The organism is Wolbachia endosymbiont (group E) of Neria commutata (assembly GCF_964026735.1).
Lineage (GTDB): Bacteria > Pseudomonadota > Alphaproteobacteria > Rickettsiales > Anaplasmataceae > Wolbachia.
This window is the reverse complement of record NZ_OZ034692.1, coordinates 1,226,023-1,250,074: the sequence shown is the minus strand read 5'-3', so window position 1 is coordinate 1,250,074 and position 24,052 is coordinate 1,226,023. Positions and strand designations below refer to the sequence as shown.

Below are 24,052 nucleotides of genomic sequence, written 5' to 3'. Positions count from 1 at the left end.
AATTTGTAAAATTTGACATTAATTGTTTATACTGAGAACATTAAATCAGTAATAATTATCTAGATAGGTATGCATAAATATGATGTGGTAGTAGTAGGTGGTGGCCATGCAGGTTGTGAAGCGGCTGCGGCTGCGGCACGTCTTGGTGCTAAAACCCTTCTCATCACTCACAAAATTTCAACTATCGGAGAAATGTCATGCAATCCAGCAATCGGAGGAGTTGCAAAAGGTGTTGTGGTGCGAGAAGTTGATGCTTTGGATGGAATAATGGGAAAAGCAATCGATCAATCAAGCATACACTCGGTGATTTTAAACAAAAGTAAAGGTGCAGCAGTGTGGGGACCACGTGCTCAGGCAGACCGAAAATTATACAAGCAAGCAATACAGGAAATTATTCTAAATTATAGAAATCTTACAGTTAAAGAAGAGTCAGTTGACGATTTTCTCATAGACAATAATCAAAATGGGGAATCCTGCATAAAAGCAATTGTAACAAGTTCAGGAGAGAATATATTTGCAGGTAGAGTTGTTTTAACTACAGGAACTTTTTTGCAAGGTATGATTCACATAGGGGAAGATACAACTCCTGCAGGTAGAATGGGTGACAAGCCTGCGATAGAACTTGCAAATACATTAAAAAAATATGACTTTAAACTGGGTAGGCTCCGTACTGGAACTCCACCAAGGCTTGATCGTAACACTATAAACTGGTCAATCTTGCAAGAACAAGTGGGTGATAATCCACCACTACCATTTTCTTATTTAACAGGAAAAATTAGTCAACCTCAGGTCTCATGCTTCATTACTTACACTAATGAAAACACACATAGAATAATTAGAGAAAACCTTCACAGATCAGCTTCTTCATATTTAGGTGATGTTATTGCACCAAGATACTGTCCATCTATTGAAGTTAAAGTTAACAAGTTTGCAGAAAAAAACAGCCACCAAATATTTTTGGAGCCGGAAGGGCTGGATGATGATACTGTATACCCAAATGGAATTTCAAATTCATTGCCTACTGAAGTGCAGTGTGAAATGATAAGGAGTATTAAAGGACTTGAAAATGCAGAAATATTAAGACCTGGATATGCAGTTGAATATAATTATATCGATCCAAGAGAATTATATCACACTCTTGAAACTAAAAAGATTAAGGGTCTTTATTTTGCAGGCCAAATTAACGGTACCACTGGATATGAAGAGGCAGCAGGGCAGGGGATTATTGCAGGAATTAATGCAGCGCTTTCTGCATCTGGAAAGGGGAAAGACTTTGTTCTCCATCGTACAGATTCTTATATTGGCGTGATGATAGATGATTTAGTCACTAAAGGAGTCGCAGAGCCATATCGATTATTTACGTCGCGTGCAGAATATAGGCTATCAATCAGGTCAGACAATGCTGACAGAAGATTAACACAAAAAGGCTATGATATTTCACTGGTACCCTATGAGAGATACTCTACTTTACAGAGCAAACTTAAGTCTATTAATCAACTTGAAGAAAAATTAAAGAGTCTGACAATTATTCCTGAGCAACTCAGCTCTTATGGAATTAAAATATCTTATGATGGAATAAGAAAAACAGCACTGGACCTGCTCAGCTATCCAAATATTGACTGGAATAAATTAAAACAAATATGGCCGGAGTTGAATGCAATTCAAAGTGAAATATACGAAATAATCGAGATCGAAGCAAAATACAAACCATATCTAGTAAGACAAGAAGCAGATATGAAGTTTTTACAAGAGGAAATTAACACTCAAATTCCAATCAATTTTGATTATTCACAAATCAAAGGCTTATCAAACGAAGTAATAGAAAAACTGCAAACAATAAAGCCAAGTACGATAGGAATTGCAAAGCAAATACAAGGCGTTACTCCAGCTGCAATAGTGAGTATATTAGTATACTTGAAAGCCAAGAAAAAAGTTGCTCATTGAAGAATTTGCTTGACACAAATCATGATAATAACCATAGTTGCAAAGTAACTGTGGCGGTCTAGTGGCTGTTCTTATAGTATACATTCAGAATAATGTTTCCCTAAGATTTCAAATTTTTCTCAAATCGTGAGGCTTTTTATGTCAAAAATAGAAGAATTCCGTTCATTTATTCATGAAATAAATGTTGATGCATTTATTTTGCACACCAAAGACGAATATTTAAATGACTATTCAGAAGAGTTAAGGCAATTATGTGGTTTTACTGGTACAAATGGACTACTTATTGTAACGAAGAACAACATGTGCCCATTTTTTACAGATGGACGTTACATTACACAAGCACACAGTCAGCTTGATCAAGATACTCTGCAAATATATAACATGCAAGAAAAGGATCCTTGTGAATGGGTGAAAGAAAATTTAACATCGACTACTACCTTAAGCTATTATCCGCAATATTTTACCATAAAAGATATAAGAAAATATGAGAACATCTGCAAATTGACACCTTATTTGGTTGAAAAAAGAAGTCATCATCAAAAACAAGGAATAGTTTTACATCATATTCAATATTCGGGTGAAAGTAGCAAGGATAAATGTGTGAGAATAGCTAAAAGTATAGATGCTGAAGGAGTGCTTTTGACTGACCCTCATTCCATTTCATGGCTATTAAATTTGAGAAATGAGAATGCTAAATATACTACGTGTATATTGGCCCGCGCTATATTGTATAAAAATGGTAATATTGATTTATTTATTCAAGATAAAAAACATTCGACTCTAGAAGGAAATCTGGATAGCCATATAAATATTTTTGATATTAGTGAGCTTGAAGGTTCGCTCAATAAACTCAATTCAATAATAATAGATCCAAATACAACTACGATGAGTATTATGAATGCAATAGAAAATAAGCAGCAGGTAATTGAGAAGGAAGATCCATGTTTACTCAGCAAAGCAGTAAAAAACCAAACAGAAATAGCCGGAGCAGTAAACACGCATATTAAAGATGGAATTGCAGTTACAAATTTTCTACATTGGCTTAAAAATAATGTTAATAGTGGAGTTACAGAGCTTGAGGCTGAAGAAAAACTCTTGGAATACAGAAAAAAACAGGATTTATTTAAGCAACCAAGCTTTCCAACAATTTCAGCATTTAATGAAAACGGAGCAATAATTCATTACCATGCAAGCAACGAGACAAATAAGGTGATTCAAGGAGATGGATTATATTTGATTGATTCTGGCGGCCAGTATCTTGACGGCACAACTGATGTAACAAGAACTATAGCAATTGGCAGTCCGACTAATGAACAAATAACACACTATACAATAGTGCTCAAGGCTCACATTGCTATAGCAAGCGCAGTTTTTCCTTCAGGCACTACCGGTGGAGAGTTGGATATATTAGCTCGCACACAATTATGGAAGTTTGGAATGGACTATATGCATGGCACAGGACATGGAGTAGGAAGTTATCTGTCAGTACATGAAGGACCACAAGCCATATCAAAAGGGAATAAAGTAAAATTAGTGCCTGGTATGATATTATCCAATGAACCTGGTTATTACATTCCAGAAAGGTATGGAATAAGAATTGAAAATCTTATGTACGTTGATAAACATGAAAATGGTTTCTTGAGATTTAGGCAATTGACCTGCATTCCATATGATAAAAGGTTAATAGGCATTCAGATGCTGACTAAAGATGAAATCGAATGGATAAATAATTATCATAAATTTTCCTACGAAATCTTAAAAAAGAACGTTAAAGATAAGGAGTGGCTAAAGAAATTATGTGAAGAGCTAAAAGATGAAGTCCTAACTTCATTTATTTAGCTAAGTGAGTGAATTAGCCTTAGATGTATGGTCCCATAATTCTTCCTTTGATGATAATTTCTCATATGTTATACCATCATACTCTGGAACTGTACACCTTACAAACCCCAATTCTGGGGCTTTGTTGCATAGCACCTCATTGGCATATGCAAATCACAGTAAATTCACGCAGCTAACTCAAGCTTAGCCGTACCTATATCGATAAATTTGTTAATATAGCGCTATGCAAGCAATATTAACAAATTATGGAAAATAATAATGGACCACACGATACCAAAAAAAACTTTTCTCACGTCCGTTATGTTAAATAGCCAAAAATGGCCATATTCCATATGTTTTAAGTAATATTTGTTTACATAAAGATATATATCTGTTTGAGAATTAAGAAGAAAATATGGTGAAATTTAATAAAGTTAAGGGTTAAACAGTAAACAAAAGATTTCGTTACAGCATTAATTACTAATGTTTTCTAAGAATAAAGCGATAGAGAACATTTGCATTCCGTAATAAATAAAATAATATGCCTAATTTATAATATCTTAATTATTTTATTGATTTTACATAATATCCTCTCTACATTATAGAGATAAATTCGGTTGTTGAGTGTGAGGATTCATGGAACCATCAAATATGGCAGGTCGTGGGCATAGTGCTCTTCAAGGATCACAAAATTCTATTATTAGAGAACATACTGTAATTGCTATTGAATGATGGAGATACATACTCCATTATTTTAGCACGAAGTAACAAATTCAATGAATTAGTTCTTCAAAAATAATTTAAACTTTTACAGTAGGAGTAGTCTCATGAAATATTATAGCGGATTAGATGTCTCACTCAAAGAAACTTTTATTAGCATCATTGATGAGAAAGGAAAAATTGTTAAAGAAGAAGTTGTTTCAAGTGAAAGCAGCACAATAGCTAAATTTCTGCTTAGTCAAAGCAAAGAATATGAATCCATAGGAATAGAAAGTGGACAATTATCAATATCGATGTGTAAAGAATTAAGGGATTTTGGGTTACCAGTAATTTGTGTAGATGCAAGACATATGGCAGCAGCGTTATCTGCAAGAATCAATAAGAATGATAAAAATGATGCAAGAGGCATAGCACAAATGATGAGAGTTGGGTTATACAGAGAAGTATGGGTAAAATCAGATGAATCTTGCCAAATCAAGATAGCAGTTGGAAGCAGAAGACAATTAATATGTAGCAGAGAGCAAATTGTAGGAACAATGAGAGGATTATTGAAAATACATGGGATAAAAATTGGTCAAAGTTCTAGTTTTGCGAGTTTCTCTTTAAAAGTACAAGAAATGACTAACAACCTAGATGAAATTAGCAAAAACTCAATTGAATCATTAGTACATAGTCTAGAAACAATAGAAGAATCAATAGGAAAGCTTGATAAAATACTTTCAGAGCAAGGCAAAAAAGACGAAGATTGTAAATTATTAACTACTGTACCAGGAGTTGGTATTATAGTAGCAATGACATATAAAGTTGCAATAGATGATCCGTATAGGTTTGAAACATCTTATGCAGTTGGAGCCTATATGGGATTAAGCCCAAGGCAGTACGCTTCTGGGGAGATTAATTGTCATGGAAGTATATCAAAAATGGGGCCAGTGGAATGTAGGAATATGTTGTACGAAGCTGCGCAAACCTTACTGACAAGATGTAAAAAGACATTTAAATTGAAGAGCTGGGGATTAAAGCTTGCAAAAAAGAAGGGTATGAAGAAAGCAATTATTGCTGTAGCAAGAAAACTATCTGTAATTATGCATAGGATGTTGGTTAACAAAACAGAATTTTGTTATCAGTAAATGCAAGAAAAATAGATAATTTCATGTAAAGTAAAGATAGCAATGCCGATGGAAGGGATAAGCAAGAATTCCGGTTGAAGCATAGACTTCGTTGTAAACATATTGCCGTCCACTTCCGCCCTAACAAGTATAATGCGGCTTGGCAAATTAAAGTTTTAGCCATATCAGATCGCGGAGAGAACCATGGAAAGCATGCTACTTTCAACTTATGTAAAATTATCAAGAGTTGTGGAGGAAAATATGAAGCTTTAGATTTAACAAGTTAATGAATATGTGCATAAGTACTTTTAATGTGTGTAGGCGTACTTATGCACATATTTATTAACCACATCTATTTAAAAAAGATTAATTAAAAATGTAGTACTGGTATTTTATTTGCTAATAAAACGATTTTTAGTTGAATAAAATAGTACAATAGTAAGTAAAAATTTTATTAGAGCTGAATTTCGCACTAGAAAATATTTTTAGTGATATAAAAAATTATTATTGACTTTTATGCAATTAGAGAACCGAAATTGTGATTGAGGAAAGTGGGCAGATTTTGTCGATTTCAAAGTCACATCGAGGCCGAATTCACGATTTTCGCATAAGAAAACAGGAAAAATTGTTGCCCAAAGATAGCATAAAATATGCTGATTCTGGGTATCAAGGTTGGCAAAAATTGCAGAAAAACGTTGTGATTCCGTACAAAAAATACCGTAAAAAGCCACTAACGGAGGGGCAAAAGGAGCATAATCGGAAGCTGGCATCGTTCAGGATGCGTGTGGAAAATAAGATTAGAGAGATCAAAATTTTTAAGATTATGTCAAATATTTACCGCTCTAGTTTTACTTCATGTAACACAATCCTACATAGAAAGGCCTTTATCTGCGTTTCTGCCTGCTTCAACTTTCTGTACAAATGTTTCTTTCTCACTAGCATGCTGCTGAAGCGGTTTGAAGATTTCCTTCACAATAGCAGTAACGGCGGTTAAAAATGTTTTTAATAATGCACCAAGTACACCACCTGCTGCCTCTCTGCCATATCTCTCAGCACCCTTTTTGTTACTATCATCTGTCTCTCCGGCCATTCTTCTTGGATTCATCGCGTTACCAATCACCGAAAATAACACTCCTCTGATTGAAGACTTCACTTTCTCCTTTGCTTCATGAACATCCCCATCTTTTGCTGTTTCATGTCTATGGCCCAGGTGTTTAGCGTTTATTAGCCCCTTTTGTTCCTGAGCAAACATGCTGCTTAATATTTCTTCAACCAATCGTTTTCTTCTCTTTTCTCTGATTCTTTTTACGGATGCTGACTTATCACTGGTATTTTTTGTTGTTTCAAGCTCTGTATTGATATCCTCAGACGCTGCCTGGCTGTATAAAGTTTCTATAAGCCTATCTATGCTCCGCTTTATTTGCATAGTCCTCTCGTAACTATCTAATTTATCGATTCCTTCATCAATTTGATTCAAGATATTCTCAAAGTCTTTTAAATAATCTTGGATTTGCTGTATGATATATTGTTTTTCTCCCTCTTCTTCTTTATATTGCTCTTCTTGGGTTCCACTTTCTAAACTTCTCTCTTTTTTATCTTCATCATTATCATTATTTTCTTCGATATTGCTATCGTCTTCTTCAATATTATCATTATCTTTTTCGAAAAAATCTTCATCATTATTCATAATTTTTATACTTATTTAAAATCTTTACCAATCATTATATATGAAAAAATTAAATTAACATTAATGAAAAGCGTTTATAACTTCAGCACTGGCTAAAATTACAGTAAAGCTATTAAAAGCTGCAGGGTCATAATATCTTTCATACAATTCAACTGAACACCGTAATTTAATATTTTCCTTGGCATTAAAATTAATTTCATAATCATTAGTAGAGTTTAGTATAGCAGAATTGTGTAATAACTCATCAGCTAATACGCAGTCTAAAATCCCATTAATTTTTATTGTAATGTACCTGCTTCCAGCGCAATCCAATACTTTTCTCCAGCCAAAAGAAGAAATATCTTTTACCTCTTCTCTGTTATTACGCAAAGTAAATCTGAGGTTTCGTATATTATTTAATATAACAAAATTATTGTCATTGTCTTTAATCTTTAGTTGTAATTTAGTCATTGGTACCTCCTTTTATAAAAACGTTAAAATTAATTGTTGAATGTAAAATTTCGTCGTATTGCTTCATAATACAATTACTTTCTAAAACAGCTTGGTTATCAGAATATGTGATACTTTCAATAGTCGAGTTAATATGTTTTGTAATTGCAAACATACTGTCTATATGATGAGTGTATATATCACATGAAAACTTTGCCTTCACGGCAAAATTGGATACCATATTCAGGGTATTATAATTTACTACGCGTAATCTGAGGTAAGGGATAGTAACCTGTTTAGGTAAGTAATCGTAAATATTAGTAACACACTTCTTTAAATCAGAATTTGCTTTCAGTGCTGCATAAATGCTGCTGTATAATTCGTGTATAGCTTGAATTTTCTTCATAGTCAACCTCATTAAATATATACCTAAAGTAAGTAAAATTTGTATCATTTGGCATTAATTAAAATTACACAATTTTTCTGTAGCATGTCGTTTTTGTAGTTAATATTAAGGGTTAATATGAACGTTGATAATAAATTAAATATAACAAGTGATGAAGTATTTAGTCGTCTAGATAATAATCTATATGAATTAGGCTCTGAATATTTAAATAAATTAGATACATTATCTAGCGAGCATAAAACAGAGTATAACAATTTATTCGCTGAATATAACGATCGTACATATAAGCTTACGTCTGAGTTTATTAAAGACCTAAACCTATCAGAACATTATAGTGTTTTCGATGTTATAGGTTCGTAATAATTTCCTTTATTTATATAAATCTCCCTCTGTCAAGTCGTAAGATTTTGCAGAGGGGTGAGCTATATTATCTATAAAACAACTCGCAGTTCGCGAAATGGGGAATATACTTCCTTGATCCCAGATAAATTGCTACTTACCCCTGAACGATTTCTATAAATATCAGAAACATGCTGCATGATTCCTAGTTTGATTTGCTCAGGAACATTTTCATAGCCAGATCAAATATATATCTAAAGTAAGTAAAATTTGTATCATCTGGCATTCGTTAAAATTACACAATTTTTCTGTAGCATATCGTTTTTGTAGTTAATATTAAGGGTTAATATGAACGTTTATGATAAATTAAGTATAACAAGTATAAAACCAACAGGTGATGAAATATTTAGTCGTCTAGGTAATGGTCTATATGAATTACGCTCTGAATATTTAGATAAGTTAGATACATTATCTAGCGATCATAAAATAGGGTATAATAATTTATTTGCTGAATATAACGACCGTACACATAAGTTTACGTCTGAGTTTATTGAAGGCCTAGATCTATCAGTACATTATCCAGAACATTATCCAGGACATTATAATTTTTAGTGCTGTAGGCTCGTAATAATTTCCTTTATTTATGTAAATCTCCCTCTGTCAAGTCGTAAGATTCTGCAGAGGGTTTAGCTGTATTTCACGATTATCTATAAAACAACTCACAGTTCACAAAATGGGGAATATACTTCCTTGATCCCAGATAAATTGCTACTCACCCCTGAACGATTTCTATAAATATCAGAAACATGCTGCATGATTCCTAGTTTGATCTGCTCAGGAACATTTTCATATCCAGCTTCGTATACAACATCAACTCTTGTTGTATTAAAATAACTACCAAACTCAACGTATCCCCCTACAGCGCTAAAATAATACTTAAGATTTCGCCTTTCTTCTTGATTTTTAGATATCGTTGCAGTAGCTGAGATTATTGCCCTTATGGGACCATAACTTAAATAGACCCCCTGCGAAACAACGTGAAGCAAGTTGCTGATAAAATCTGGTAAGAAATCCCCAGCCCAAAAATTATTAAAAACTATGCCTCAAATTCACAATTCCTGCTATAATATTAAATCTCATGTTGTATTTCTTCTGAAAATTGCGGTAAACATTTGACATTATTTTGAAGATTTTTATCTCGCGAATCTTATTTTCCACACGCATCCTGAACGATGCCAGCTTTCGATTATGCTCCTTTTGCACCTCCGTTAGTGGTTTTTTACGGTATTTTTTGTACGGAATCACAACGTTTTTCTGCAGTTTTTGCCAACCTTGATACCCAGAATCGGCATATTTTATGCTATCTTTGGGCAACAATTTTTCCTGTTTCCTTATGCGAAAATCATGCATTCGACCTCTATGCGACTTCGAAATCGACAGAATTTGCCCATTTCCCCCGATCACAATTTCGGTTTTTATTGTGGTTGCTTTCTTTTTTCCGGAATAACTTTTCTTACGTTTTTTGCTGTCTTTCGGCCGCTGTATCGGTTGCTCCGTGACGTCTGCTAAAATTTTTAAAATCCTTTCTGGCGTCAGCGTTCTATCCTTTTTTATAGTAATTTTTTTGGCCAATAATGGCTACATTTTCTTAAAAAGTCGGCAAATATTTGAGTTGTGCAAATTAAACAAAAACCCTAAAAATGGATGCGTTATGTACGTTCTGTAATAAATTAGAACACATAAAATCCTGTCTTCTAGCTCCTCAACATGCGATTTTCTTCCGTGACATTTCTTTTTCGCCTCCATTTTTTCCCACTCTGGACGCACTTTTGCCACAATTTTTTCAAATTCAGATGTTGTGAGCCCTGTCAATTGTCTAAAAATATATGGTGTTCTTGCTATTTTTACGTAACTTATTGCCATCTTCCCTCTCCTAAAACTTTCATTTTACATGCTTTTTAGTCGTTTTTACCTACTTTCTACCTTTTCGCAGGGGGTCTACTGATTTTTATGATGACACCGCGCTACATACCGTCATAAAAAGCAGTACAAATAAGAAAGATAAACTAGCAGCAGTAAAACTGCTATTAGCAAATGGTGCTAATATTAGCGCTATAGGTGATGAGGGAAAAACACCATTACAAGTTGCTGAAGAAAAAGGTAACACAGAAATTGTAAATATTCTTTGTAAAGAGAGTAAAGAATTGCTTACTGCTGTACAAATAGGAGATTCTGAGCGTGTAAAAAAAGCTATAGAGCTAGGTACTAATATTAATATCCAAGACAAGTATGGCTATCTTTGTTGCTGCTGATGATGGGTACGAGAACATAGTAAAATTACTAATCGAAAAAGGAGCTGATGTTAATGCTAAGAACAAATATGGTGAAGCAATTTTACATTTTGCTGTTGTAGAGGGTAATCTAGAAATTGTAAAACTTTTATTAGAGCATGGTGCTAATATTAACTATCAAGGTAGCTATAATGATACAGTCTTACACGAAGCCATCAAAAATAGGCACAGAGACATAACAGAATACCTCATTAATGTAGAAGATATTAATTTAAACCTACAAAACAAGGAAGGGAAGACAACTCTGCATCTTGCAGTGCTTTATGGATACTCAGAGATAGTAAGGCTGCTTGTTGAAAAAAAATCTAGCTTGGATATTCAGGATAAATTTGGTCAAGCAGCATTGCATATTGCCATTAATAGAGGTCATTCAGAAGTCGCTCAACTTATCATTGAGCATATGTTGATACGAAATGAAACAAAGCCTGATTTTCTGAATGAAAAACTATTAAATCATTGGACCAAATGCACAACTGAAATTGAAGAAATGCAAAATCTTAATGTTGGTGACAGTAAAATTTCATTTTTTGACATTCTGATAGCTGACAAGAAGAAGTTAGCATCTTGCGTGAATGATGATAATATCATAAAGGTGTTGGACACGTATGATTATGAAGGAAATTTCCCTGTATACGCTGATAAAATAAAAAACCAGTATAAAAAAGGAATGAATGAAAAAGTAGCAGCAGATATTATTCTAAACTTGAGTAAGAATGAGGATGGGGATAATGTGCTAGTTGAAGGCACAAGCCGTATGATATGTAACCTCTTGGATTATAAGGTAATAAGAGATCTATGTAAAGCTGGATATCGAAATCTTATAGAAAAGCGGCATACAAATACTGAAACAGCTCCGGAGCAACCTGTGGAAGCTGATGCCACTATAAGAAGCTGCTTTAGCGATGTAGGAGTCGAAAAGTATGCTAACTGCGTCACTCAACAAAACAAGACCTAAAGTTTTGCGCGATATCATCAAATTATACTTTTATAATTTCTTAAACCTATGCGCGATATTAAAATTTATTGCAAATTAACTTATTAGTATATATAATCTTGATGGGTTGGTTAAATGGTGAGGGTTGAATTATGCCAAGATATGATAATAGCATTGAAGAATCTGAGGTAGTAAGAGTTTATACTTACGAGGATACTTTTACACCTAGGATTAGTGTAATTTATAAAACTGCTGAAGGAAAAGAAAAAGACCAGTTTTTTTGCAAGGAAGAAATAGCAGAATTTCTTAATAAAGCTACTGATATTAAAAATAACGTAAAAGAACCAATTATTTCACAATGGATAGTACAAAGGATTATTGAAGATACAAAAGCAAAAGGTAAAAAAGTCATTTACAAAGAAAAAGATGGGTATCAATATAACACAGTAACAAAAGAAAATGCTCAAATAATCTCACAAGAAGAAAAAGATAAAAAATTACTTATCGCCAGAAATAATTCTGATAATACTTCATGTAGTGTTACAAATAACGATTTAGGAAATGCTTTCAGTAACAATAAAGCATTGACAGTTAAGCATGGTAGCTCTATGGTCCTTGCTGAAAAATACGATCAATTATTTGATGATAGCGATGAAAATACCTTAAATGGAATAGTACAAAGATGTATTGTTAGAATGCCATTATTAGAAGAAGTACTTGAAAAAAGCACAGGAAGAAAGGACCCTATGGGGGGGGGAATGTGCCTTGCGATCTCTAACCTTGCGGGATTTCTTCTAAAAAGCAAGGAAGACTTTGATGCATTATATAGCCTTACAGACTGTAATGTAAAGGAGTTAAATGCAAAAAACTTTCGAAAATTCTTAAATGGCGAGTTAGAAAATGGGAAATTACAAGAGGTATTTTCGTTTGTTCAAATGATAGTAGAGTATTCTCCTCTTTTAGAAGCTGAAAATATTAATCTAAAAATGAATTTAGGTGGTTGTCGTGATTGTAAAAAAGAGTTACCTACAAAATCTTTAATTCAGTATGAATGCGGGTTATCTGATATATGCAATGCACAAATTATTATAAGCAGAGTAGTTGTTTTAAACATTTTAAAAGAATTACAAACGGGAAATACTTTAAGCTTCCATACAGGTTATCACGTTATGTCAATAACAAAAACTCCTAATGGATGTATATTTTCCGACCCGAATAAACGTAATTATTTAGGTCCACTATCAGAAGAAAAAGTTTGTGATGTTATGGAGCTTGCTATCAATAAATACTGGTTCAAATCAAGCACCTCATATAAGCATGATTATCCATATATTGAACTGGCAAACTCAACGGAAGTAATGAAAAAGGTTTTAGCGCATTATACAGAATATAAAGAAGGTAATGTCCATTCTACTATCGAAGATTTAAAGCTTCAAGCGTTTCAAAAAGGTTTTACGGAAAAGTATGTAGGTAGTATAGCTATATAAAATGAGAGCGTCATTCTGTAGCAAAACAAGACCTAAAGTTTTGCGCGATATCATCAATGATAGCCAAGTATGCATTTTTTCCAGGTTCTATATCAGATCCAATGGGATCAAGAACCACCATTTTTGCATCATTAGAGAGAACTTTAGGTTTTATATTGTCTTCCCATGAATGAGAAAATATACATTTAATGTTCTCTTTTTTCATTATCTTTTTTAATTTCATTAAGCTTTTCATACCTATATATGAATCCTCTTCCAAAGAAAGAATAGCACTTGGGCAGTTTAAACCAAAATATTTTTCAAAATATTGGTAAGCATCGTGGGTTACTATGTATTTTTGATTTTTAAAATCATTCAGTTCTCTCCTAATTTTTTCTACTCTTTCATCTATTTTTTTTATGGCTTTCATTGCATTTTGACTGTACCTGTAGGAGTTCTCTTTATCTAAATTAGATAATGTTGCATTTATAGAAAGTATTATGCTCTTTGCATTTTCTGGACTCAGCCAAATATGCAAATCTTTTTCATCTTGAATATGAGTAATTTTTCTAGAGAATGAATGTGGCCGAACAGGTAATAGAGTGACCGTATCTGATAATTGCACTAACTCCTTATTATTTTTAGCAAAAGTTTTAATGAATGTTTCTAAATTATCGTCAACATAAAATATAACATCACTTGATTCTAAATTACTGGCATCCGATAGTTTTAATATATAATTATGCGCAGATGTTGCGTAGCCAAGCAATTCCGGTTCTAAAATCCCTTCTGTCACAGAAGCTACAAGCGAGTGGATAGGTTTGATTGTAGCAACAACTTTTAAATTGGATGAAAAAGCAGTATTATAGTATAGTGTAAACAGAACTAATAGAGAGAAAGTGAATAAATGTCTCATGAAAGCATTGAGAAAAAATTAAATTTTGTCAAAAAATTAAATAATGTCAATGATAATATTCTAGAAATAGAAAATCTTGCTCTTGCATATGATAATAAAACAGTCCTTGATAATATCAATATATCAATAAAAAGAGGGAATATAGTTACAATACTTGGTCCAAACGGTGGAGGTAAAACCTCCTTGGTAAAAGCAGTTGCTGGCATAAATAAAAATTATACTGGCAATATTGTGCTCGCTCAGAATACAAAAATTAGCTATATGCCACAAAATTTTAGTATCAGTAATTTGATGCCAATAACAGTTGAATATTTCCTTTTAAACAATTTTTCAAAAAGACTAAAGAAAAATCAATCCATTATCAGAGAAGCAATAGAATTGGTTGGTATTGGTCACATTTTGAAAAATCAAGTGTTAGGAATTTCTGCAGGGCAAACGCAATTATTACTGCTTGCACGTTGTTTAATTACAGAGCCTAACTTGATTATTTTGGATGAGCCAGTCAGTGCGATGGACGTTAACGCGCGGGCTAAATTTTATGATATTATAAATAAAATAGCAAAAAAACGATTAGTATCGATTCTTATGACGTCTCATGATCTGAACTCCGCTCTACCATGCTCGGATTACATAATTTGTATAAATAATACTATCTATTGCCAAGGTAAGCCTAGCGAAATTATGGAGAACAAAAGTCTGAATGAAATATTTAGTAGTTACAGCGTAAAATGATTCAAAATATTTTTCGTCTCATGCATATTACTGCAGTGTTGATGCGTTACAATATATTACCTTATTTACTTCCACCATCAAAGAAATCGATAAATAAAATACAAGGTTACAAACTAAAACGTGCTCTTGAAAAATTAGGCCCAGTATTTATTAAATTCGGGCAGTCTATCTCGTCACGTTCTGATATTTTAAATGAGGATATAACAAATAACTTGTTACTAATATGCGACAGATTGCCATCATTTTCACACAAGATAGCCGTTAAAACTATAGAAAGCGAGTTTAATTGTAAATTAAGTGATATTTTCTCAAGTTTTTCTGAAGCGCCAATTGCAGCAGCATCGATTTCTCAGGTTCATAAAGCAATTACAACTGAAGGAAAAGAAGTAGCTGTAAAAATTTTAAGGCCAAATATTGAGAAAATATTCTCAAGAGACATAAAAATGCTCTTTTGGCTTGCAGAAATTGCGGAAAAGCAATCAAAAAGACTGAAGCCGATTGAATTAGTCAAAACTTTTGCTGAAATTTGTCGATTAGAATTAGATCTGCGCTTTGAAGCTGCTCACTCTTCGGAGCTGAAGGAAAATACGAAAAATGATAGAGGTTTTTATGTGCCAGCGGTGGATTGGAACAGAACTTCAAAAAAGGTTTTAACACTAGAGTGGATGGAAGCGACACCAATATATGAAGTTGAAAAACTAAATAATCATAAGCAAATAGCTACCAATCTTATAGAGTCATTCTGTAACCAAGTATACAGGGATTGTTTTTTTCATGCTGATATGCATCCAGGAAACTTAATGATCGATAATCACAACAATATTATCGCTTTAGATTGTGGGATTATGGGCCGAATAGATCGTGAAACATGTTACTATGTTATAGAGATACTGAGGGGCTTTTTAAATCGTGATTATGACCATGTTGCAAAAATGCACTTTAGAGCTGGCTATGTTTCGCCACAATACAAAAATTTTGTAACAGCCTGTAGAGCGATAGGTGAGCCTATTATCGGTCAACCTATACAGAAAATTTCGTTTGCTGATTTGCTTGCTCAATTATTAAAAATAACTGGCGACTTTGACATGCAAGTTCAAACACAATTGTTATTGCTGCAAAAAACTATGATTCTACTAGAGGGAACATGCAGAAAAATCTACCCAGAAATCAATATGTGGAAAATAGTTGAAACTTGGATGAAAAATCAACACGAAAATAAAATAGGATATAAGGAAAAAATAAAAAGCTCCTACCCTATAAAAACAATCCAAGGATTATTTAGCCTAATAGAAAAATTAAACCTGATAGCTGATCAGAAGCTAGAAAACATGCAAGTAAAAAATAGATCAAATGGAAAAATCTATTTTTTACTGTGGACCATAATCATAATCCTCATTGTTAAATTTTTAGTAACTGTTCTATGAGTGAAGAAAAAAATTTATTGAGTGACTCTTACGGGATTTGAACCCGTGTTACCACCGTGAAAGGGTGGTGTCCTAACCACTAGACGAAAGAGTCTATAAAAACCAGACAAGTTTATATTGATTTTGCGTATAAAGTCAATTTATTTTACAACAAAAGGAATTTCATCAAAGTATGGCCTTTATTACTTTATAGCCCTTCTCTTAACAATCCAAATAGTGTAAGTTAAAGCATAGAACTGAAACTTATAATTCTTAAAATATACTACACTCTGGATCTACATAATGTTATGAATAGATAGGAAATTTATTGCAAATCCTTTCAACTTTAGTTTTGACCTCTTTTTCAACATCTGAATTATTTCCGTTGAGTAGCCCATGAACTACTTCATTCACTAAATCAGCTATTTCCTTGAACTCTTCAGCGCCAAGTCCACGTGTTGTTTCCGCAGCAGTTCCAAAACGCAGCCCTGAAGTAATTGTTGGTTTTTCTGTATCAAATGGTATAGAGTTTTTATTGCAGGTAATGCCAGCTCTTTCAAGGCTATCCACCACATCCCTGCCAGTTAATCCTTTTGGCCTTAAGTCCACCAGCACTATATGAGAGTCAGTGCCACCGGTTACAATGTTTAATCCATGCTTTTGCAATTCTTTAGTCAACACTCTAGCATTCTCTATAACTTTTTTGCTATAAATTTTAAATTCTGGCTCTAATGCTTCTTTAAATGCAACAGCCTTTGCAGCTATCACGTGCATGAGCGGTCCACCTTGTAGCCCTGGAAACACTGCAGATTGAATTTTTTTGTGTATTGTTTCATCATTGGTCATTACTATTCCACCGCGAGGACCACGCAGAGTTTTGTGCGTTGTGGAAGTCATAACATGTGCATATTTAGCGGGAGATGGATATTCACCGGCTGCAATAAGTCCTGAGTAGTGAGCAATATCAGCTAGCAAATAAGCACCAACTTTGTCTGCAATCTCGCGAAAGCGTTTGAAGTCCATTTTTCTTGGATAAGCAGAAGCACCTGCTATGATCAATTTTGGTTTATGTTTGAGCGCCAGCTTTTCTATCTCGTCCATATCCAGCAGATAGGTGTCTTTATCAACTGCATATTGAATTGAATTAAACCACTTACCGGAGACACTTGGTGCTGCACCATGTGTTAGATGCCCACCGCAATTAAGTGATAGCCCAAGTATCGTATCACCAGGACTAAGTAATGAAGCAAACACCGCTTGATTTGCCTGAGAACCAGAGTGAGGTTGGACATTTGCAAATTTAACGCCGAACAACTTGCACAGCCTTTCTATAGCGAGACTTTCAATTTTATCTACGTGTTCACAACCACAGTAATATCTTTTGCCTGGGTAACCTTCCGCGTATTTATTAGTCAGAAAAGAACCTTGTGCCTCCATTACCGCTCTGCTTGCAAAATTTTCTGATGCAATTAACTGCAATTGTGATTTTTGACGCTGTAATTCTTTTTCTATCGACTGATAAACCTCTCCATCGAAAGACTTTAAATAACTTTTAGAGCAGCTAAAACTGAGAGCAGCTTTTTTAAAAATATTAAACACGGGAGAACCTCGCTGATTGAATCTACTTCAATTATATTGAGATCCCTATTTACCGGAAGTAATTTTTAGCAAGTGTCATTGTTAAAATTTATGGTAAATTAATCTATCAACATGTATAATTTCGGTAGGGTTATTAAATGGAGTGAATTATGTTAATAAACGAACAAGCTACAAAGCAGCTTTTTGAAGCTGTTGAAAAAGGCGATATAATTGAATTACAAAAATCAATAGATAAAGGAGCAGATGTTAATGCTTTATACCCTGATGGAGACAGTCTATTACACAAGGCTGCTGCGCGAAGTTTATATTTTGCAAAACCTCTGCTGGATAGCAAAGAAATCGATGTTAATTGCCAGGGCAGAAATGGAGATACACTCCTGCATAGAGCTTTGAAAAAAGGTAGCACCGATACAGTAAAAGCACTTCTAGAAGTGAAAGGTATAAAACTAGATTTGCAAGATAATGAAGGTAAAACACTTTTACACACTGCTGCTATTAAGGGGATGTGGGGCAGTGAAAAAATAATAAAGCCGCTTATTAATGCAGGAGCTAACGTTAATATTAAAGATAATACAGGCAAAACAGCACTAGACATTGCAAAAGAAAGAGGTGAAACAAAAATTGTAAATATTCTTCGTGGAGGAAGAAATAAAGCATTACTTAAGGATATAATGGAAGGAAATCTTTCAGGTGCAAGAGAAGCTATAGAGTCAGGTGCTAATGGAGACAAATTTGGTGATATACCACTTCATATGGCTGTTAGTAAGGGTAATGTGGAAATTGTTAAACTGCTTCTGGAAGGAGAAGGGATTAGCATCATAAATCGAGCAGACAAATATGGTGATAAACCACTTCATATTGCTGTTCGTGAGGGTAATGTGAAAATTGTTGAACTGCTTCTGAAAGTAGAAGGAATTGACATAAATCGAGCAAACAAACGTTATGGTTTTACATCACTTCATATGGCTGTTCGTAGAGGTAATGTGGAAATTGTTAAACTGCTTCTGGAAAAGGGGATTAACATAAATCGAGCAAACAAACATGGTGATACATCACTTCTGCTAGTAATGGTAATTTGGAAATTACTCAACGGCTTCTGAAAGTAGAAGGAATTGATATAAATCGAGTAGACAAACATGATGATACACCACTTCATATGGCTGCTAGTTGTGATAATTCTGGAGTTATAACACTCCTTCTAGAACGTGGTGCTGATGTTAATGCAAAAAATGGAAAGGGGAGAACACCGCTAATTATTGCTGCTGACAACGGTCGTTTTCAAATTGTTGAAGAGCTTCTTAAGCATAATCCTGATGTTAATCATGCTGAAATGAAACACAGCTATACAGCACTTCATGCTGCTGTTACAGGTTATAGTTTAAAACTCATCAAAATACTTCTAGAATGTGAAAATATTGATGTTAATATTCCAGATAAAAATGGACTGACACCTCTACATCTTGCTGTTCAATGTGATTGTAAAGAGGCCTCACAACTTATCATTCAGCACTTAGTTAAAGGCGGATAAACCTAGCTACCTAGAAGGAGAGTATTCAACGCGTTGGAATAAATACAAAGAGAAGTTGCTTACTGAGCAAAAGCAGAAGGCTGATAAACCATCGGAACCAAACAGCAACCTCAGTACAACAAGTGTTGAAGTTGGCAACAAAGAAAAAAATAGTGTTAATATGTAACACATAGCTAGAATAGGTAAGATTTATCGATTAACAACACCGTCATCCCGCGGCGTGTTCGCGGGATCTACCTGAGATACCGTGAATAAATCACGAGACCTACTGCGAATCAAGGCATGAAAATTTAGAATATGAGATAACCCAAAAGTACGGTAAGTTAAAAACCCGTGCCGCAAATTCACAATTCCGGTTGCTCCTACGTTAATGGCTTTTTACGGTATTTTTTATATGGAGTCACAACGTTTTTCTGCAGTTTTTGCCAACCTTGATAGCCAGAATCGGCATATTTTATGCTATCTTTGGCCAACAATTTTTCCTGTTTTCTTATGCGAAAATCATGCATTCGACCTCGATGTGATCTTGAAACAGACAGAATTTGCCCATTTTCCTCAATCACAATTTCGGTTTTTATTGTGGTCATTTTTTTTCCGGAATAAGATTTTTACGTTTTTTTGTGTCTTTTGGCCGCTGTATCCGTGACGTTTTTTCATTTTTTCCCACTCTGGCCTGACTTTTTCCACGATTTTTTCAAATTCTTCTACTTTTAGCCCTGTTATATCGCGGAAATTTCTTGGATGTTTCTTTAGATTATGGTAATTTAACCCCATTTTGCCTCATTTTTGTTTGTACTATTCTCCTTTTATCACACCTTCGTCCTCTTTTCACTTGTTTTGCAGCAGGTCTCTTCTTTCTTGCTTGAGTAAAAGCACTGGCAGTAACTATATAATCTCTCATTATGTACAAAATAAATTCATTGAGCGTTATTTACAATAATTTAATATTTTTTCTAAAAATTAAAATAAATACGTCAATAAAAGGCAATTTTCTTTTTCGTAGAAAATCCTTTGGTAACACTTTGTGAGCACTTATAAAGTTTAAACTTACTAATTTATTTTTTATAAATGTAATTATTGTTTTTTTTACTCATATTATTCCTTCTTTAAATCTAGGAATCTTGCTTAATTTGATAATATTAGTCCACTCTTTTTTCTTAACTTAATGGCAGTGATCATACCTTGGGGCCATAAATCTAAATATTTTTAACTAGACCTTGAGTTGGACAGAAAAAGGTAATCTTGATAAAATTTGTATGCAGCAAGCTTTTTGACGTTCGGATTATCTGTACTCTCTTTTTTATATCCCAATCTATAGCTGACTGAATCTTTGTATGTATTAATAGCTTTGTATACTTTATTCATCTCTCTGGGAAAAATGTCATTGGCGATTACAACACATAGCCCTGTAACTGCTGCAAAAGCTAGAGTAGTAAAAACTAGACTCTGTAAGAAATTTCTGTTGCTGATTTTTTTTCCTTGTATGTTGCTTGTATATGATTTACTTGCTATTTCTTTTGGGTATTCATGCCATGTATGGTTGCAGTTCGTACATTTTACTTTTCTTCCTGATTCACCTATTTGCTCAGGAGCTACCAAGTAAGTTTTAGTACAATTATGACATTGTATTTTCATAGCAGTTATGTATAAAGTAATAACAATATACAGAGCAGTAAGCTTAATATCAATATATAATAGATGAAACTAAAAAAAATACAAAGCGATATAGAAGACATCTGGAAAAATAGAGATAAATTTAGTGACTGCAATTCAAAAAAAGCAGCGAGAATAATAATCAGAGAAGTAATAGAACTTTTAGATAGTGGCAGAATTAGAGTAGCGGAAAAAGTATCAAGTGGAGAGTGGGTAGTACACACATGGATAAAACAGGCGATATTACTGCATTTTTTAACTGAAGAAAACAAAATAATAAACCACATTAATGAGAGAGGTTGGTGGTTTGATAAGGTTAATGATAAATTCAATGAATGGAATGAAGCAAAGTTTCGCCGGTCAAAAATCAGAGCAGTTCCCGGATGTTTTGTACGCCAATCTGCTTACATAGGTGAAAACGTTGTTCTAATGCCAAGCTTCATCAACGTTGGTGCATATATTGGATCAGAAACAATGATAGACACCTGGTCAACAGTTGGTAGCTGCGCACAAATAGGGAAAAATTGCCATATTTCCGGCGGAGTGGGAATAGGAGGAGTGCTTGAGCCTATTCAAGCTTCACCAGTTATTATAGAAGATAATTGCTTTATTGGAGCACGTAGCGAGGTAGCTGAGGGCGCTATCGTGAGAGAAGGATCAGTTCTCGGTATGGGCGTATTTATTGGGGCATCAACAAAAATCATTGATAGAGAAACTGGCAAAATATTTTATGGCGAGGTTCCACCTTATTCTGTTGTAGTACCAGGGTCTACTCAATCCAAAAATAATGTTTCAACGTATTGTGCAGTTATAGTAAAAAAAGTGGACGCAAAAACACAGTCAAAAATTTCTATAAATGAAATATTGAGAGACTAAAATCTTATACTATAGTGCTTTCCAAAGCAAATGATAACAGTATTAATGACCATTTAGGCATACGAGGAAGGGCAGTGTAAGCGGTATCTTTGGTTGAAAAAGAAGGCTGCGGGTGAAAGCTTAAAATCAGCAAAAATGAGTGGTTTTATACGAAAAATAGACCCGAAAATGCTGGCAGAGTATGACCCCCTGCGAAAAGGTAGAAAGTAGGTAAAAACGACTAAAAAGCATGTAAAATGAAAGTTTTAGAAGAGGGAAGATGGCAATAAGTTACGTAAAAATAGCAAAAACACCATATGTTTTTAGACAATTGACAGGGCTCACAACATCTGAATTTGAAAAAATTGTGGCAAAAGTGCGTCCAGAGTGAGAAAAAATGGAGGCTAAAAAGAAATGCCATGGCAGAAAATCGCATGTTGAGGCGCTAGAAGACAGGATTTTATGTGTTCTAATTTATTACAGAACGTACATAACGCATCCATTTTTAGGGTTTTTGTTTAATTTGCATAACTCAAATATTTGCCGACTTTTGAAGAAAATGGAGCCGCTGCTAGCAAAAAAAATCACAATTACAAAAGACAGAACGCTGACTCCAGAGAGGATTTAAAAATTTTAGCAGACGTTACGGAGCAACCGATACAGCGGCCAAAAGACACAAAAAAACGTAAAAAATCTTATTCCAGAAAGAAAAAAATGACCACAATAAAAACCGAAATTGTGATTGAGGAAAGTGGACAAATTTTGTCGATTTCAAAGTCACATCGAGGTCGAATGCATGATTTTCGCATAAGAAAACAGGAAAAATTGTTGCCCAAAGATAGCATAAAATATGCCGATTCTGGGTATCAAGGTTGGCAAAAACTGCAGAAAAACGTTGTGATTCCATACAAAAAATACCGTAAAAAGCCACTAACGGAGGGGCAACCGGAATTGTGAATTTGCGGCACGGGTTTTAATAATTTTTGGGCTGGGGATTTCTTACCAGATTTTATAAGCAACTTGCTTCACGTTGTTTCGCAGGGGGTCTAAGGAATAAATTTACTGGATTCCAGTGTCACGCTACTTGCATGACAAACTACTATATATAAACTCAACTATGAGTAGCAATTCAAAAAGAAAAATTACTCCATTTGTCCTTGAAGACGCATTCTATTGACAACGTTCAAAGAAATATCAATAATGCAAAAAAGAAATTTAGGGGTGCATATGAATTCAACCACTATTAATTGTATATTATTTGTTGTAATCACCTATTTATTAACATGTATTGTAGCTTGGAGCGTGCCTACTCAATATGTATCACCACCAGTAATGTTTGTTCCAGCTATAGTTGCAATTGGTTTAACAATTTATAACAAAGAAAAGGTAAGGAATCTTTTTAAACTAAGTTCTCTAAGAACCTGTTTTTTAGGTTTCATAATTCCTATAGTAACTTTGTATGTGGTATATTTCGGTATTTATCTACTTATAGAATACTTGTTAGATCTTCCACGAGAAGTAGAGTGGACATTAGAGAAAGTAAAAGATGTTAACATAGCAATGCTTTTATTTGGCCTATCAATGAGTTTTGTAGTGTACATTGTTTTTTGTCTTGGCGAAGAGATAGGGTGGCGTAGTTATTTGCTAAAAAATCTTAAAAGCCAAATACCGAATTTTTATGTAAGAGCACTTGTTGTTGGCTTCATTTGGGCAATATGGCACATGCCAATCTGGTACGTTATGGGTCCAATGCTCTGGGAAGATGGATTTACTTTTACCTTATCTTGTGCTTATATTCCTATGGTTTGCGTGTTTTCTATAGTATTCACATGGTTGTTTGAAAAGGATAATTCTGTCTGGCCAGTAACTATTTTTCATGCAACATTAGATTATATTGTTCAGGTTATTCCGTCAGTGTTTACTACATTTTCTCTTCCTGCATCAAATTATATTTCAGCGCTGAGTATGATATTGATGGCAATCTCTTATTTAATCATTGGAGTTGGCATTATTTGGTTTGATAAAACTCGTGGGCGTCGTTTGAGTGATTCATAAGTTGTCGTCTAACCACTACTTGTCATTCCAGTAGCGGATGTTAAATCCTGCTTATTCTATTGCTTATACAGCTTACAAAACCCTAGCTTTTTTATTATGCAGAGTTTATGA

The 24,052-nt window shown here is 34.0% G+C and carries 21 protein-coding genes, 1 tRNA gene and 5 pseudogenes; 16 read left to right on the top strand and 11 right to left on the bottom strand.

What is annotated here, in order from left to right:
* Positions 1 to 69 precede the first annotated feature (69 nt).
* The 4 genes and pseudogenes from mnmG to AAGD89_RS06625 form a co-directional block, all read left to right on the top strand.
* Complete coding sequence (gene mnmG, locus AAGD89_RS06640; RefSeq protein ID WP_341808237.1) at positions 70 to 1,944, top strand: tRNA uridine-5-carboxymethylaminomethyl(34) synthesis enzyme MnmG; 1,875 nt, start codon at positions 70 to 72, stop codon at positions 1,942 to 1,944.
* A 138-nt stretch (positions 1,945 to 2,082) separates the two neighbouring features.
* Entirely contained in the window at positions 2,083 to 3,783 is a 1,701-nt protein-coding gene (locus tag AAGD89_RS06635) for an aminopeptidase P family protein (protein WP_341808236.1), read from the top strand.
* 806 nt (positions 3,784 to 4,589) lie between these two features.
* Entirely contained in the window at positions 4,590 to 5,609 is a 1,020-nt protein-coding gene (locus tag AAGD89_RS06630; protein WP_341808235.1) for an IS110 family transposase, read from the top strand.
* Positions 5,610 to 6,114: 505 nt separating this feature from the next.
* Positions 6,115 to 6,507, top strand: a pseudogene (locus AAGD89_RS06625) (transposase family protein); the annotation flags it as partial.
* Here AAGD89_RS06625 and AAGD89_RS06620 read toward each other — a convergent pair.
* The 3 genes from AAGD89_RS06620 to AAGD89_RS06610 are packed head-to-tail and all read right to left on the bottom strand — an operon-like array spanning position 6,457 to position 8,110.
* Positions 6,457 to 7,275, bottom strand: coding sequence for a hypothetical protein (locus AAGD89_RS06620; protein WP_341808234.1), 819 nt, complete (start codon positions 7,273 to 7,275; stop codon positions 6,457 to 6,459). The pseudogene AAGD89_RS06625 and the gene AAGD89_RS06620 overlap by 51 nt on opposite strands.
* Positions 7,276 to 7,335: 60 nt before the next feature.
* Positions 7,336 to 7,725, bottom strand: a complete 390-nt coding sequence (locus AAGD89_RS06615) for a phage tail tube protein (protein ID WP_341808233.1) — start codon at positions 7,723 to 7,725, stop codon at positions 7,336 to 7,338.
* Positions 7,718 to 8,110 (bottom strand): DUF3168 domain-containing protein, encoded by a 393-nt coding sequence (locus AAGD89_RS06610; RefSeq protein WP_341808942.1) that lies wholly within the window; start codon positions 8,108 to 8,110, stop codon positions 7,718 to 7,720. The genes AAGD89_RS06615 and AAGD89_RS06610 overlap by 8 nt, the downstream gene beginning before the upstream one ends.
* Before the next feature lie 117 nt (positions 8,111 to 8,227).
* On the opposite strand from AAGD89_RS06610, the gene AAGD89_RS06605 reads away from it, so the two are divergent.
* Positions 8,228 to 8,470 (top strand): hypothetical protein, encoded by a 243-nt coding sequence (locus tag AAGD89_RS06605; RefSeq protein WP_341808232.1) that lies wholly within the window; start codon positions 8,228 to 8,230, stop codon positions 8,468 to 8,470.
* A gap of 327 nt (positions 8,471 to 8,797) precedes the next feature.
* Positions 8,798 to 9,061 (top strand): hypothetical protein, encoded by a 264-nt coding sequence (locus tag AAGD89_RS06600; RefSeq protein WP_341808231.1) that lies wholly within the window; start codon positions 8,798 to 8,800, stop codon positions 9,059 to 9,061.
* Between the two features lie 107 nt (positions 9,062 to 9,168).
* Here the strand turns inward: AAGD89_RS06600 and AAGD89_RS06595 are convergent, their stop codons facing one another.
* Positions 9,169 to 9,495: a head-tail connector protein gene (locus AAGD89_RS06595; RefSeq protein ID WP_341808230.1), complete on the bottom strand. Its 327-nt coding sequence runs from the start codon at positions 9,493 to 9,495 to the stop codon at positions 9,169 to 9,171.
* A gap of 43 nt (positions 9,496 to 9,538) precedes the next feature.
* A pseudogene (locus AAGD89_RS06590) lies at positions 9,539 to 10,372 on the bottom strand (transposase).
* 113 nt (positions 10,373 to 10,485) lie between these two features.
* Between AAGD89_RS06590 and AAGD89_RS07375 the strand changes: the two are divergent.
* The 3 genes from AAGD89_RS07375 (at position 10,486) to AAGD89_RS06580 (ending at position 13,221) form a co-directional block, all read left to right on the top strand.
* Positions 10,486 to 10,761, top strand: coding sequence for an ankyrin repeat domain-containing protein (locus AAGD89_RS07375; protein WP_410541877.1), 276 nt, complete (start codon positions 10,486 to 10,488; stop codon positions 10,759 to 10,761).
* Positions 10,739 to 11,755: an ankyrin repeat domain-containing protein gene (locus AAGD89_RS06585; RefSeq protein ID WP_341808229.1), complete on the top strand. Its 1,017-nt coding sequence runs from the start codon at positions 10,739 to 10,741 to the stop codon at positions 11,753 to 11,755. Before AAGD89_RS07375 ends, AAGD89_RS06585 begins: the two co-directional genes overlap by 23 nt.
* A gap of 131 nt (positions 11,756 to 11,886) precedes the next feature.
* Positions 11,887 to 13,221: a hypothetical protein gene (locus AAGD89_RS06580; RefSeq protein ID WP_341808228.1), complete on the top strand. Its 1,335-nt coding sequence runs from the start codon at positions 11,887 to 11,889 to the stop codon at positions 13,219 to 13,221.
* Positions 13,222 to 13,231: 10 nt separating this feature from the next.
* On the opposite strand, the gene AAGD89_RS06575 is transcribed toward AAGD89_RS06580, so the two are convergent.
* Complete coding sequence (locus AAGD89_RS06575; RefSeq protein WP_341808227.1) at positions 13,232 to 14,116, bottom strand: zinc ABC transporter substrate-binding protein; 885 nt, start codon at positions 14,114 to 14,116, stop codon at positions 13,232 to 13,234.
* Between AAGD89_RS06575 and AAGD89_RS06570 the strand changes: the two genes are divergently transcribed.
* Positions 14,108 to 14,848, top strand: coding sequence for a metal ABC transporter ATP-binding protein (locus AAGD89_RS06570; RefSeq protein ID WP_341808226.1), 741 nt, complete (start codon positions 14,108 to 14,110; stop codon positions 14,846 to 14,848). The two genes, AAGD89_RS06575 and AAGD89_RS06570, sit on opposite strands and share 9 nt — an antisense overlap.
* The gene (ubiB, locus tag AAGD89_RS06565) at positions 14,845 to 16,272 is read left to right on the top strand and encodes a 2-polyprenylphenol 6-hydroxylase (protein WP_341808225.1); all 1,428 of its coding nucleotides are present in this window, start codon (positions 14,845 to 14,847) and stop codon (positions 16,270 to 16,272) included. Before AAGD89_RS06570 ends, ubiB begins: the two co-directional genes overlap by 4 nt.
* Positions 16,273 to 16,294: 22 nt before the next feature.
* On the opposite strand, the gene AAGD89_RS06560 is transcribed toward ubiB, so the two are convergent.
* Both AAGD89_RS06560 and glyA read right to left on the bottom strand, forming a co-directional pair.
* Positions 16,295 to 16,366 (bottom strand) — tRNA-Glu (locus tag AAGD89_RS06560).
* A 191-nt stretch (positions 16,367 to 16,557) separates the two neighbouring features.
* Positions 16,558 to 17,841 carry a serine hydroxymethyltransferase gene (gene glyA, locus AAGD89_RS06555; protein ID WP_341808941.1) on the bottom strand — a complete coding sequence of 428 codons (1,284 nt, stop codon included), beginning with the start codon at positions 17,839 to 17,841 and terminating at the stop codon, positions 16,558 to 16,560.
* A gap of 158 nt (positions 17,842 to 17,999) precedes the next feature.
* On the opposite strand from glyA, the gene AAGD89_RS06550 reads away from it, so the two are divergent.
* Both AAGD89_RS06550 and AAGD89_RS06545 read left to right on the top strand, forming a co-directional pair.
* Complete coding sequence (locus AAGD89_RS06550; protein WP_341808224.1) at positions 18,000 to 18,950, top strand: ankyrin repeat domain-containing protein; 951 nt, start codon at positions 18,000 to 18,002, stop codon at positions 18,948 to 18,950.
* On the top strand, positions 18,926 to 19,378 hold the full coding sequence (locus AAGD89_RS06545) for an ankyrin repeat domain-containing protein (protein ID WP_341808223.1): 453 nt from the start codon (positions 18,926 to 18,928) through the stop codon (positions 19,376 to 19,378). Before AAGD89_RS06550 ends, AAGD89_RS06545 begins: the two co-directional genes overlap by 25 nt.
* Before the next feature lie 365 nt (positions 19,379 to 19,743).
* Here AAGD89_RS06545 and AAGD89_RS06540 read toward each other — a convergent pair.
* The 3 genes and pseudogenes from AAGD89_RS06540 to AAGD89_RS06530 all read right to left on the bottom strand — a co-directional run.
* Positions 19,744 to 20,152, bottom strand: a pseudogene (locus tag AAGD89_RS06540) (transposase family protein); the annotation flags it as partial.
* 76 nt (positions 20,153 to 20,228) lie between these two features.
* Positions 20,229 to 20,453: pseudogene (locus tag AAGD89_RS06535) on the bottom strand (IS4 family transposase); the annotation flags it as partial.
* 131 nt (positions 20,454 to 20,584) lie between these two features.
* Positions 20,585 to 21,013 (bottom strand): zinc-ribbon domain-containing protein, encoded by a 429-nt coding sequence (locus tag AAGD89_RS06530; RefSeq protein ID WP_341808222.1) that lies wholly within the window; start codon positions 21,011 to 21,013, stop codon positions 20,585 to 20,587.
* A gap of 63 nt (positions 21,014 to 21,076) precedes the next feature.
* Between AAGD89_RS06530 and dapD the strand changes: the two genes are divergently transcribed.
* The 3 genes and pseudogenes from dapD to AAGD89_RS06515 all read left to right on the top strand — a co-directional run bounded on the left by dapD (position 21,077) and on the right by AAGD89_RS06515 (position 23,941).
* Positions 21,077 to 21,907, top strand: coding sequence for a 2,3,4,5-tetrahydropyridine-2,6-dicarboxylate N-succinyltransferase (dapD, locus tag AAGD89_RS06525; protein WP_341808221.1), 831 nt, complete (start codon positions 21,077 to 21,079; stop codon positions 21,905 to 21,907).
* A 259-nt stretch (positions 21,908 to 22,166) separates the two neighbouring features.
* Positions 22,167 to 22,837: pseudogene (locus tag AAGD89_RS06520) on the top strand (transposase family protein); the annotation flags it as partial.
* Positions 22,838 to 23,059: 222 nt separating this feature from the next.
* Positions 23,060 to 23,941, top strand: a complete 882-nt coding sequence (locus AAGD89_RS06515; RefSeq protein WP_341808220.1) for a CPBP family intramembrane glutamic endopeptidase — start codon at positions 23,060 to 23,062, stop codon at positions 23,939 to 23,941.
* Positions 23,942 to 24,052 lie beyond the last annotated feature (111 nt).

What these genes read in the sequence shown, in the direction of transcription:
- AAGD89_RS06630 (WP_341808235.1), top strand. Translation starts at nt 4,590, where the DNA reads ATGAAATATTATAGCGGATTAGATGTCTCACTCAAAGAAACTTTTATT.
- AAGD89_RS06635 (WP_341808236.1), top strand. Translation starts at nt 2,083, where the DNA reads ATGTCAAAAATAGAAGAATTCCGTTCATTTATTCATGAAATAAATGTT.
- AAGD89_RS06615 (WP_341808233.1), bottom strand. Translation starts at nt 7,725, where the DNA reads ATGACTAAATTACAACTAAAGATTAAAGACAATGACAATAATTTTGTT.
- AAGD89_RS06605 (WP_341808232.1), top strand. Translation starts at nt 8,228, where the DNA reads ATGAACGTTGATAATAAATTAAATATAACAAGTGATGAAGTATTTAGT.
- AAGD89_RS06575 (WP_341808227.1), bottom strand. Translation starts at nt 14,116, where the DNA reads ATGAGACATTTATTCACTTTCTCTCTATTAGTTCTGTTTACACTATAC.
- AAGD89_RS06600 (WP_341808231.1), top strand. Translation starts at nt 8,798, where the DNA reads ATGAACGTTTATGATAAATTAAGTATAACAAGTATAAAACCAACAGGT.
- AAGD89_RS06530 (WP_341808222.1), bottom strand. Translation starts at nt 21,013, where the DNA reads ATGAAAATACAATGTCATAATTGTACTAAAACTTACTTGGTAGCTCCT.
- AAGD89_RS06620 (WP_341808234.1), bottom strand. Translation starts at nt 7,275, where the DNA reads ATGAATAATGATGAAGATTTTTTCGAAAAAGATAATGATAATATTGAA.
- ubiB (WP_341808225.1), top strand. Translation starts at nt 14,845, where the DNA reads ATGATTCAAAATATTTTTCGTCTCATGCATATTACTGCAGTGTTGATG.
- AAGD89_RS06585 (WP_341808229.1), top strand. Translation starts at nt 10,739, where the DNA reads ATGGCTATCTTTGTTGCTGCTGATGATGGGTACGAGAACATAGTAAAA.
- mnmG (WP_341808237.1), top strand. Translation starts at nt 70, where the DNA reads ATGCATAAATATGATGTGGTAGTAGTAGGTGGTGGCCATGCAGGTTGT.
- AAGD89_RS06580 (WP_341808228.1), top strand. Translation starts at nt 11,887, where the DNA reads ATGCCAAGATATGATAATAGCATTGAAGAATCTGAGGTAGTAAGAGTT.
- AAGD89_RS06570 (WP_341808226.1), top strand. Translation starts at nt 14,108, where the DNA reads ATGTCTCATGAAAGCATTGAGAAAAAATTAAATTTTGTCAAAAAATTA.
- dapD (WP_341808221.1), top strand. Translation starts at nt 21,077, where the DNA reads ATGAAACTAAAAAAAATACAAAGCGATATAGAAGACATCTGGAAAAAT.
- AAGD89_RS06550 (WP_341808224.1), top strand. Translation starts at nt 18,000, where the DNA reads ATGTTAATAAACGAACAAGCTACAAAGCAGCTTTTTGAAGCTGTTGAA.
- AAGD89_RS06610 (WP_341808942.1), bottom strand. Translation starts at nt 8,110, where the DNA reads ATGAAGAAAATTCAAGCTATACACGAATTATACAGCAGCATTTATGCA.